The organism is Cyanobium sp. WKJ7-Wakatipu, assembly GCF_024345355.1.
GTDB classification, from domain to species: Bacteria; Cyanobacteriota; Cyanobacteriia; order PCC-6307; family Cyanobiaceae; genus Cyanobium_A; species Cyanobium_A usitatum.
Genome location: NZ_JAGQAY010000018.1, coordinates 1 through 11279, shown reverse-complemented (window position 1 = coordinate 11279; position 11279 = coordinate 1). Strand labels below are relative to the sequence as shown.

Below are 11279 nucleotides of genomic sequence, written 5' to 3'. Positions count from 1 at the left end.
TCACAGCAACTGGAACTGGTCTAAGCGAGGTTCAAATCCAGGGATCTTCATCATCAGCAGGCGGTCCAGAACGGCGGCGGCGAGGGGGGGCATCGGTTTCGTAGGGCTGATCTAACCCCTCCGGCTCCTGCCAAGGCGGCTCCTCAAGCCAGCCCTCCAGCCTCTCCTCAAATCGGTTGCCCGCCTCTTGCACCTGATCGCGCCACCGCCTTGAACGACGCAAAAACTCTTGCCGCACACTTGCCCGGGCTAGGGGCAGGTCGTCGATGCTCTCCAGCGCGGTGAGCACCTGGCCGGGCTGCTGATCCAGCAGGCGATCCAAGCTCAATCGCCAACGGCTACTGCCCGGCAGGCGTGGATCACTGCGACTCACCAAATAATGGCGAATACGGCCACTACGCAACTCGATGGCGGCATCAGCCAAGGTGCCGATCGGTTGCTGGCGGCGATCCAGCACAGCCGCATCGATCAAAGTCGGCAGCTTCTCCAACACACCAAGCTCTGTTTCAGCTGGTTCACCCTGCACAAGTGCTTCCAGCTCAGAAATGCCTCGCAGCTGGTTGAGACGCCAGACCTCCCGGCGATTGCCAAAAGCCGACGGTTTTGAAACCCAACCCAGCACCCGATGCACAGGGGGATGCATCCACACCTGCACGCCCGCACCGTGATCGAGCCCCTGATCGCATCGAACATGCCGGCGCAGTAACTCACTAAGCAGCACCTGCTCCGGAAGGGGAGCCACCGTCAGCTGCGGATCTGAACGGGCATCACCAAGTAGGTGAATTGATCCCCTTCCGCAGGAGTCAAAATCGCCGGCGTGGTGGGGGCGTTGCACTGCAACAGCACCCGATCACAGGCCATGGCCTTGAGACCATCGAGCAAGTAGCGGACGTTGAAGGCAATCTGAATCGCTTCACCATCGATGGTGGCAGCGAGTCCTTCAGAACCACTGCCCACGTCCTGGGCATCGGCCTGAATCAATATTTGACCGGTGGCGGGCTCGGCACTGAGCTTGACGACATTGTTGTGCTGGTCAGCAAGCACAGCCACTCGCTCAAGAGCCGACACCAGAGCGCGGCGCTCGAGATTGATCGTGCGAGTGAAGCTCTCTGGAATCAGCTGGCGGTAGTTGGGGTAGGTGCCATCAAGGCTGCGGCTGGTGAGCACCTGGTCGGCCCAAAGGAACACCACCTGGCCGCGATCACAAAACAGGCTCAAGGGCTCTTCAGATTGACGTCCTGAGAGCAGACGCTCCAGCTCCCGCAACGAGCGAGCTGGCACGGTGACGGCAAAAGGCTCCTCGGCTTCGTTTTGCCCAGAGGCGGTCGCATGGGCAAGCCGGAGCACGGCCAGGCGATGGCCATCGGTTGCCGCACATTCCAGCCCGGCCGGATCAAGGCCCAGGTGCACACCAGTGAGCAGTTGCTTGGCTTCGTCGCCACTGCTGGCAAAAAGGGTGGCGCGCAGACCCTTAACCAGGGCTTCCGCTTCCAGACGAATCGGTGTACCGCTCTGCACTAGGGGCAGGTCAGGAAAATCATCGGCAGGCATGCCCCGCATCTGGTAGCTGCCCGAAAGGCTGGTGAGCTCCACCTGCTCGGAACCTTCAGCGCAATTCAGCGTGATCGGGCTATCACTCGAGAGGCGCGAAACAATTTCGCCAAACAACCGGGCGGGCAGGGTGATGGCGCCGCTGGTCTCAACGCTGGCGCTGATGCTCGTCTGAATACCCAGGCTGAGGTCAAAACCGGTGAGGCTGAGTCGACCCGTGCCCGCATCAGCGGTGAGCAGCACGTTGGCCAGCACCGGATGGGTGGGGCGACTGGCCACGGCCCGGCTGACCAGCTGCAGGCTGGAGCTGAGTTCAGACTGGGAGCAGACCAGCTTCATGGCGTTTGTGCTGGGGAGCCTGACGGCTTGATCAAGGGTGACCCCACGCTTCCACAGGGCGGCTGATTCCGCAACGCCGGTGATCCGTCTTGCTCCGCTCTCCTAAGGATTTGATTGATCAAGTTAAAGAAAGAAATTAAAACCGTCTTAGTAGGGGTTGAGGAAACCGGGGAAAACCGAAAAACTCTCAGCTGCAGCTGGGTTTTATCATGATCAGCCCTGGGGTTTTGCCTGGGCCAGCTGGGGTAAAAATCAGCTTTTCCGCCGTTTCCAGCAGGTGTGGAAAACATTGGCGTTGGGGAGCTTGGCCAAGCCGAGAGCTTCTCCGCGGTTTCTAGTGCCTTTTCCCCAGCTGTTCAGCAGACGCTTTGCTGATTGGTTGAAGGTTTTGGCTAGGCCCGGGCTTGGGTTAGGTCTGGGCTTGCTTAAAAACCCATCACTTCGGCCACCTTGGCGGTGTCCGCCTCCAGACCGGTATGGAAACGGGCGTCATTGTTTTCGATGGCGGTAGTTGGATCCTTGAGGCCGTTGCCGGTGAGCACACAAACCACCGTGGCTCCCTGGGGCACCTCCTGGTGGTGCTTGAGCAGGCCTGCGACCGAGGCGGCACTAGCTGGCTCGCAGAACACCCCCTCGCCGCTGCCCAGCAGCTTGTAGGCATCGATGATTTCAGCGTCGGTGACGGCCATGAAGTTGCCACCGCTTTCGCTGCGCACGTTTAGGGCTTTTTCGCGATTCACCGGGTTGCCGATGCGGATCGCCGTGGCGATGGTGTCTGGCTGCTCAACCGTGTGGCCCAGGACCAAAGGAGCAGAACCAGCTGCTTGAAAGCCCATCATTCGGGGCAGCTTGCGGCAATGGCCCTCTTTTAGGTACTCGTTGAATCCCATCCAGTAAGCGCTGATGTTGCCGGCGTTGCCAACCGGGATGCACAGCCAGTCCGGCGCTTCACCAAGGGCATCCACCACCTCGAAGGCGGCGGTTTTTTGCCCCTGCAATCGGTAGGGGTTCACCGAATTCACCAGGGTGACCGGGTATTTGTTGGCAACTTCCTGCACGATCGCCAGGGCTTTGTCGAAGTTGCCCTGGATGGCGATCACCTCGGCGCCGTAGAGCAGGGCTTGGGCCAGTTTTCCCTGGGCCACATAGCCATCTGGGATCAGCACGAAGGCCCGCATGCCGCCGCGGCGGGCGTAGGCGGCCGCGGCGGCCGAGGTGTTGCCCGTGCTGGCGCAGATCACTGCTTCAGAACCGGCTTCCTTGGCTTTGGAAATCGCCATGGTCATGCCCCGGTCTTTAAAGGAGCCGGTGGGGTTGAGGCCGTCGTATTTGAGATAGACCTTGACGCCGCGGCCGATTCGCTCGGCGATCACCGGGGCTGGGATCAGAGGTGTGGAACCCTCCCGCAGGGTGATTACGGGTGTGCGCTCTGAAACTGGTAGCCAGCGCCGATAGGCCTCGATCAGTCCAGGCCAGTCCTGCATGGTGGGACGGGCAGCAAAGGGGCCCTTGCTCAAACGCTGCAGAGAACGGAGCAAGGACACAATTTGGACAGTGACTTCAGTGAATCTACGGCGCAGCAGCTGGCGCGGCGACGCGCAACCCATCCAGCGGTGATTCGGAGAAGAAGCGCACCAGCTCGGTGATCGAGCTGGTTTTGCTGATCAGGTTCATCAAGGCGGGGATGCTCACTTCCATCTGCTGGGCGGGATAAGCGCGCAAGAAAGAAATTGCAGATATCGAACCGTTGCCTTCAACGACCCCCAGCACCATGGCGGAGCGCATGGCTGGAATCCCGGCCTGGGATGCCTTGAGCGGAAACACGATTACAGTCAGGCGCTGCAGGATTGCCTCGCCGATTCGGGTGTTGAGCAGCCTGCTCACCAGGCTTACAGGCAGGCTCACCGACTGATTCAGCAGCTTGGCGATTTCCTGGGGATTTTGGCGGCTGAAGCTCAAAACATCGGCTAGCAGGCCTCGGGCTTGGCCGGTCTTAGCCAGATGCTCCAGGTCTGCAACGGCGATGGAGCGGCGAAAGGCACCGCTCACAAACACCAGGTTTTCAGCAGCATTAGCTGGCTGCAGGCTGACTGCAGGCCAGGGAACGACCAGGCTCAGGCCCAGGGCGATGGCAACAAGGGCCTGACGCTTACGGCCTAACGACGCTATTTGCATGGCGATAAGCCTACGGCGATTGCTTTCAAATTCAGGCGGCGACGAGCACATCTCGCACCAGGCGAACCATGCTGCGCTCGGCCAGACCCTTGGCTAGTTGAACTCCCATCTGGCGTAGTTCCGGTTCTCCCACAAGGCGTGGCAGGCGGCGCAGCAGCATCTGGGGTTCGAAGCCGGGCAGGGCTTTGAGTATGCCCATCAACTGGCGCACTGGCTCGAGGTCGAGCAGCGGTTCACCTGCCTCGCTTAGCCGGTGACGGCGCAAACCTGGAGGTTGGAACCGCTCTGGCAGGCGCTTGCCGATGCGCAGGGTGGTTTGCCAGGCCATGGCGTCCATGCGGCCGACCATGGCGTCTACCAGCTGTTGGCGTAGCAGCCCGCCGTTGGCTGAGAAAAGAAAGCTCAGCACCTGATCGAGCAGCCCTTCGAGATCGAGCTGGGCTCCTTGGGAGGCGCTAGCGATCAGGTTGTCGAGCCGTTGCCAGCGGAAGATGTCGCCGTCGAAGAGCATCTCTTTGAGGCTCTGGCGCAGGGTGGGATCGGGGTCTTCCATCAGCCGCCGGGCGAAGTAGGGGTAGGCGGCGCCAAGGATCTTGAACTCGGGATCAACGCTGAGGGCGATTCCCTCCAGGGTCACCAGCGAGCGGATGATTAGGGCGTAGTAGGGCGGCACCTGGAAGGGGAAGCGATACATCACGCCGGAAAGGTCATCTGTGACCGCTTTGAAATCCATGCGGCTGACTCCCTGCTCGATCGCTTGACCGAACACCTTTTCAAAAGCCGGCACTATCGGCTCGAGATTTACGTCTTCGGCCAGGAAGCCCAGGCTGACGAAATCCTTACTCAGCTTGCCGAAACTGCGATTTACCAGGTGCACAACCGCCTGAATCAGGCCGGTGCGCGATTCGCGGCTCACCTCGCTCATCATGCCGAAGTCGAGGTAGGCGAGCCGGCCATCCGCCATCGCCAACAGGTTGCCGGGGTGGGGGTCGGCGTGGAAAAAGCCGTGCTCCAGTAATTGCTGCAGGCTGCAGTTAACACCGACGTTCACCATGTCGTCGGGGTCTACACCGATGCCGCGCACCGCTTCGAGATTGGTGAGCTTCACCCCCTCCATCCATTCCATCGTGAGCACCCGGCGGCTAGTGGCTTGGTGGTAGATGCGGGGAACGGTGATACGGGGATTGTGGGCGTGTAATTCGGCGAAGCGCTCGGCGTTGGCGGCTTCGTTGAAGTAGTCCATCTCCTCAAACACCCGCTTGCCCAGTTCATCGATCAGGGCCACCAGGTCGGAGCGGATTAGGCCGACGTTTTGGTTAAGCCAGGAAGCGATGTTGCGCACGATGTAAAGGTCGAGCGTGATTTGCTCCCGCAGGCCCGGGCGCTGCACCTTTACGGCCACCGCCTGACCCCCCTTGAGCACGCCCTTGTGCACCTGGCCCAGCGAAGCGGCCGAGATCGGATCGGTGTCGAGTTGCTCGTAGATGTCGAGTACTGCAGCGCCCAGGTCCTCTTCGATGCAGGCCATCGCCAGGGCGGAGTCGAAGCCCGGCAGCTGGTCTTGCAGCTGGGCAAGTTCCTCCAGCAGCAGCGGCGGCACGATGTCGGGCCGGGTGGATAGGGCCTGGCCGGCTTTGATGAAAGCGGGGCCGAGCGAAGCCACTAGATCCGCTGCCTCCTTGGCGCGGGACCTGGCTACCTCCGTCGCCTTGAGCCGCCCGGTGAGCCAGTCGAAGCCCACCCCAAGTAGGTAGAGCCCGATTGGCACCAGGGTTTGCCACAGGCGCCGGAATAGCCGTTGCGGGTGGCCGGTGTAAATCCGGGTGATGGCGGCCGGGTCGTAGCTCAGCAGGCCAGCGGCCTCCAGAAAATCACCCAACTCGGCTTGGTTGTTGTCGGGATCCATGGGAGTTGGGCGGGCAAAGCACCGCTAAGGCGCACCAAACCCCTTCTAAACGAATCCCACTGCCGCTACGGTCTGGCCGGTACCCCAGTCCGGTTAGCGGAGGCCGACGTGCTCACGGGACTGCGCCTCAGCAACATCGCCCTGATCGAGCGGCTGGAGCTCAGCTTCAGCGAGGGCTTCACGGTGCTGACCGGTGAGACGGGAGCAGGTAAATCGATCCTGCTTGATGCCCTCGATGCCCTTTTGGGTGGGGCCCAGGGCAGCGCCGGCGCCCGGCTGCTGCGGCGCGGCGCTGAGCGCGGCACGATCGAGGCCAGCTTCAGCCTTTCGCCCCCTTTGCAGGCCTGGTTGCAGCAGCAGGAGCTGGAGGTTGAGGAGGGCGAACTGCTGCTATCGCGCGAGTGGCGCCTCACAGAAGAGCGCCTCAGCAGCCGCAATCGGCTTAATGGCGTGGTGGTGAGCCGGGCCCAGATCCAGGAGTTGCGGCCCTTGCTGCTCGATCTCACCGTTCAGGGCCAAACCCAGCAGCTGGCGCGGCCCGGTCAGCAGCGCCGCTGGCTGGATCGCTTTGGTGGCGAAGGCCTTCCGCTTTTGCTGGCGCCGGTGGCGGCGGCCTGGCGCCAGTGGAAACAGGCGGCGGCGGCGTTGGAGCAGGCCTGCAGCGACTGGGACCAGCTGCAGCAGCAGCGCGCGGCCCAGGAGCAACTGCTGGCCGACCTGGAGGCGGCCCAGCTGCAAGATCCCCAGGAGCGTCAGCAGCTTCAAAACGAGGAAAACCGCCTCGCCCATGGGGTGCGGCTGCAGGAGGGGGTGATGGTTTTGCTGGGCCGCTTGCTGGAGGGGGCAGAGCAGGCGCCATCGGTGCTGGATCACCTGGCCGCCTGCGAACAGGAGCTGCTGCAGATGGAGGCCTTAGATGGCGGCGTCAGTGAGCTGCGCAGTTGCTGTAGCGATGGTTTGGCGGCTTTGCAGGATCTGGCCCGCGATCTGGATCGCTACGGATCTGGTCTTGATAGTGACCCAGAAAGCTTGGCAGCGCTGCAGGAGCGCATGGCCCAGCTTAAGGCCCTGGAGCGGCGCCATGGCCAGGAATTGGCTGGCTTGATCTCCCTGCGCGATCGCCTGCGCCAGCAACTGGCCCCCGGCGGTGGCGAAGCTTCCCTGGAGGCCCTGGAGCAGGCGGAGCAGCGAGCCCGCCAGCTTCGCGATCAGGCCAATGCCTCTCTCAGCGCCGCCCGCCGCCAGGCCGCCGCTGCCCTGGAGCAGCAACTGATGCAGGCGCTGCGGCCGATGGGATTGGCCAATGTGCGCTTCGCGGTGGCGATTGCACCGGCGCCAGCGGGGGAGGAGGGAGCCGATGCGGTGCAGTTTCAGTTTTCCGCCAACCCGGGTGTGCCCCTGGCGCCCCTGGCTGAGGTGGCTTCAGGCGGTGAGATGTCGCGCTTTCTGCTGGCTCTGAAAACCTGTCTGGCGGCGGCAGACCAGCACGTCACCCTGCTTTTCGATGAGATCGACACGGGCGTGAGTGGCCGGGTGAGCGGCGCCATGGCCGAGCTGCTGGCCCGCCTGGCTAAGCAGCGCCAGGTGTTTTGCGTCACCCACCAACCCCTGGTGGCCGCGGCGGCAGACCACCACTTCCGCGTCTCCAAGCAGGTGTTGGAGGGTGTCACCCATACGCGGGTGTCCCAGCTGCGGGACACCCAGGACCGTCAGGCGGAGCTGGCCGAACTGGCGGGTGGCGATTCGGGTGAGGCCCGCAGCTATGCCGCCAGCCTGCTGGATCAACACGGTCACTAGAACCCCTACAGCACTGGTATGTGCCCAGGGCAAGGGGAGCATCCGTAGACTTGCTCGTTCATGAGCCGTCTGGATGCCCCGCGCCAAGAGCTCTGCTGCCTCTAGCTCTGCCACCAACGGTGCAGCCGCTAGCAGAACCCTCGCCCAGACCGTTCACGAAAAGGCCCTTGACCCGAGCCGTGTGCTCAGCGGCGGCTCTTTTGAGGATGTGATCCGGGTGCGGGGCGCCCGTCAGCACAATCTCAAAAACGTAGACCTCACCATCCCGCGCAATCGCCTGGTGGTGTTCACCGGTGTGAGCGGCAGCGGTAAGAGCTCGTTGGCTTTTGACACGATCTTTGCCGAGGGCCAGCGCCGCTACGTCGAGAGCCTGTCGGCCTATGCGCGCCAGTTTCTGGGCCAGGTGGATAAGCCCGATGTGGATGCGATCGAGGGGCTCTCACCGGCCATTTCGATCGATCAGAAATCCACCAGCCACAATCCCCGCTCCACCGTTGGCACGGTGACGGAGATCCAGGATTATTTGCGCCTGCTGTTCGGCCGGGCTGGGGAACCCCATTGTCCCCAGTGCGATCGCTCGATTCGGCCCCAGACCATCGACGAGATGGTGGATCAGATCCTGGCTTTGCCCGAGGGCACCCGCTACCAACTATTGGCGCCGGTGGTGCGCGGCAAGAAAGGTAGCCACGTCAAGCTGCTGGGCGGTCTGGTGGCCGAGGGCTTTGCGCGGGTGCGCATCAATGGCGAAGTGCGCGAGCTCGCCGACAACATCGAGCTAGATAAAAACCACGCCCACAACATTGAGGTGGTGGTGGACCGGCTGGTGGCGAGGGAAGGGGTGCAGGAACGGCTCACCGATTCGCTGCGCACCGCTCTTAAAAGGGGCGATGGTCTGGCGCTGGTGGAGGTGGTTCCCAAGGCCGATGAGGAGCTGCCCGATGGGGTGGAGCGGGAGCGGCTCTATTCGGAAAATTTCGCCTGCCCGGTGCACGGCGCCGTGATGGAAGAGCTGTCGCCTCGGCTGTTCTCCTTCAACAGCCCCTACGGCGCCTGCCCCGACTGCCACGGCATCGGCCACCTGCGCAAGTTCACCGCCGAGCGGGTGTTGCCCGATCCCTCCCTGCCCGTTTATGCGGCGATTGCGCCTTGGGCTGATAAGGACAATTCCTATTACTTCTCCCTGCTTTATTCGGTTGGGGAGGCCTACAAGTTTGAGATCAAGACGCCTTGGAATCAGCTCAGCGCTGAGCAGCAGGAGGTGCTGCTGCATGGCAGCCAGGAGCCGATCAGCATTCAGGCCGACAGCCGCTATCGCAAGAGCGCCGGCTACGAGCGTCCGTTTGAGGGCATCTTGCCGATCTTGGAGCGCCAATTGCGTGACGCCAGCGGCGAATCGGTGCGCCAAAAGCTGGAGAAGTTTCTCGAGCTGGTGCCCTGCGCCACCTGCCACGGCCTGCGATTACGGCCGGAAGCGCTGGCGGTGCGGGTGGGCCCCTATGCCATCCACGAACTCACGGCGGTGAGCGTGGGCGAAACCCTGCGCCGGATTGAATCGCTGATGGGGGTGGGCGAGAGCGAGGGTGCTGATCCTTTGCTCAGTCCACGCCAGATCCAGATCGGTGATCTGGTGTTGCGGGAGATCAGGCTGCGCCTGAAGTTTCTGCTGGATGTGGGGCTCGACTATCTGAGCCTGGATCGGCCCGCCATGACCCTCAGCGGTGGCGAAGCCCAGCGGATTCGGTTGGCGACCCAGATCGGCGCGGGCCTCACCGGAGTGCTCTACGTGCTGGATGAGCCCAGCATCGGTTTGCACCAGCGTGATAACGACCGGCTGCTTAATACCCTGCTGAAGTTGCGGGATCTAGGCAACACCTTGATCGTGGTGGAGCACGACGAAGACACGATTCGTGCTGCCGACTACGTGGTGGATATTGGCCCGGGGGCGGGGGTGCACGGCGGCCACATTGTGGCGGAGGGCAGCTTTGAGGATCTACTGGCCGCAGAGGATTCCCTTACCGGGGCCTACCTCAGTGGCCGCCGCTCGATTCCAACTCCAGCTGAGCGGCGCAGTACCGGTAGCCGCCGGCTCACGATGGTGGACTGCGAGCGCAACAACCTGGCCGGCTTCGATGTGGAGATTCCACTGGGGCGGCTGGTGTGCGTCACCGGGGTGAGTGGCAGTGGCAAGAGCACCCTGGTGAATGAGCTGCTGCATCCGGCCCTGGAGCACCAGCTGGGCCTGAAGGTGCCATTTCCACCTGGCTTAGGTGAGCTGCGTGGTATCAAGGCGATCGACAAGGTGATCGTGATCGACCAATCACCGATTGGTCGTACGCCCCGCTCCAACCCCGCCACCTATACGGGCGCTTTTGATCCGATCCGTCAGGTGTTTGCGGCCACGGTGGAGGCCAAGGCTCGCGGCTATCAGGTGGGTCAGTTCAGTTTCAATGTGAAGGGTGGCCGCTGTGAGGCCTGCAGTGGTCAGGGCGTCAACGTGATCGAGATGAACTTCCTGCCGGACGTATATGTGCAGTGCGATGTATGTAAGGGTGCCCGCTACAACCGCGAAACGTTGCAGGTGACCTACAAGGGTCACACGATTGCTGATGTGCTGGAGATGACGGTGGAGCAGGCCGCCGATGTGTTTTCAGCTATCCCGCAGGCTGCCGACCGATTGCGCACCTTGGTGGATGTGGGCCTGGGCTACGTGAAACTGGGCCAGCCGGCGCCCACCCTCTCAGGCGGTGAGGCCCAGCGCGTGAAGCTGGCCACCGAGCTCTCTAAACGGGCCACCGGCAAAACCCTCTATCTGATCGACGAACCCACCACCGGCCTCAGCTTCTTTGATGTGCACAAGTTGATGGATGTGATGCAGCGCCTTGTCGACAAGGGCAACTCGATCCTGGTGATCGAACACAACCTCGATGTGATCCGCTGTGCCGACTGGATTATTGATTTGGGTCCAGAAGGTGGCGACAAGGGCGGCGAGATCGTGGTGGTGGGTACCCCTGAAACGGTGGCAGAGCATCCCACCAGTCATACGGGCAGATACCTCAAGCAGGTACTGGAGCAGCATCCGCCAGAGGTGGTGGCAGGTTGAGTGGCGGTTTGAGGGTGGTGTGAGGGTTGTGTTGGAGGGGTAGGGGAAGGGGAAGGACTGGGAGTGGCTTGGGTGGTGGCTTGCTGTTGGAAGGGGAGAAGGAGGCAGTTGGAGGCAGTTGGAGGGGGTTGTTGTAGTTCTGCTGGGGTCTTATGGGCTTTAGAGGCTTAAGATTCGGTGAATCGCAGCAGAATGCAGCAGGTTGCTTGGAGGACTTGGGGTTCTGGGGGTAGGAGTCCTGTCGCAGTCCTGTGTTGGGGACTACTGGCAGGTTGCTTGGGGTCTCGTGATTACCCATAAGCCTCCGCAAGCCTGAGATCGCGCTCCGTGCAAGGCGTGCAGCAGCAGACTGCATTGGCGATCCGTTCCGTCATCGCAACCATTGAGAAACGCCGGTTGAAGCGGAAGCAG

7 protein-coding genes are annotated in these 11279 nt (G+C 62.3%); 2 read left to right on the top strand and 5 right to left on the bottom strand.

Features of this window, described 5'->3' with window-relative positions:
* Positions 1-31: 31 nt before the first annotated feature.
* The 5 genes from KBY83_RS10560 to KBY83_RS10540 all read right to left on the bottom strand — a co-directional run bounded on the left by KBY83_RS10560 (position 32) and on the right by KBY83_RS10540 (position 5971).
* Positions 32-742, bottom strand: coding sequence for an RNA methyltransferase (locus KBY83_RS10560; protein WP_254960591.1), 711 nt, complete (start codon positions 740-742; stop codon positions 32-34).
* A gap of 2 nt (positions 743-744) precedes the next feature.
* Positions 745-1890 (bottom strand): DNA polymerase III subunit beta, encoded by a 1146-nt coding sequence (gene dnaN, locus KBY83_RS10555; RefSeq protein WP_255019508.1) that lies wholly within the window; start codon positions 1888-1890, stop codon positions 745-747.
* Positions 1891-2315: 425 nt separating this feature from the next.
* Positions 2316-3374, bottom strand: a complete 1059-nt coding sequence (thrC, locus tag KBY83_RS10550) for a threonine synthase (protein ID WP_106632543.1) — start codon at positions 3372-3374, stop codon at positions 2316-2318.
* An 85-nt stretch (positions 3375-3459) separates the two neighbouring features.
* Entirely contained in the window at positions 3460-4065 is a 606-nt protein-coding gene (locus KBY83_RS10545) for an alpha/beta hydrolase (RefSeq protein ID WP_255019507.1), read from the bottom strand.
* Between the two features lie 31 nt (positions 4066-4096).
* Complete coding sequence (locus KBY83_RS10540; protein WP_255019506.1) at positions 4097-5971, bottom strand: AarF/ABC1/UbiB kinase family protein; 1875 nt, start codon at positions 5969-5971, stop codon at positions 4097-4099.
* Between the two features lie 108 nt (positions 5972-6079).
* On the opposite strand from KBY83_RS10540, the gene recN reads away from it, so the two are divergent.
* Both recN and uvrA read left to right on the top strand, forming a co-directional pair.
* Complete coding sequence (gene recN, locus KBY83_RS10535; protein WP_255019532.1) at positions 6080-7768, top strand: DNA repair protein RecN; 1689 nt, start codon at positions 6080-6082, stop codon at positions 7766-7768.
* Between the two features lie 73 nt (positions 7769-7841).
* Positions 7842-10868 carry an excinuclease ABC subunit UvrA gene (uvrA, locus tag KBY83_RS10530; RefSeq protein WP_255019505.1) on the top strand — a complete coding sequence of 1009 codons (3027 nt, stop codon included), beginning with the start codon at positions 7842-7844 and terminating at the stop codon, positions 10866-10868.
* The last annotated feature ends 411 nt before the right edge of the window (positions 10869-11279 follow it).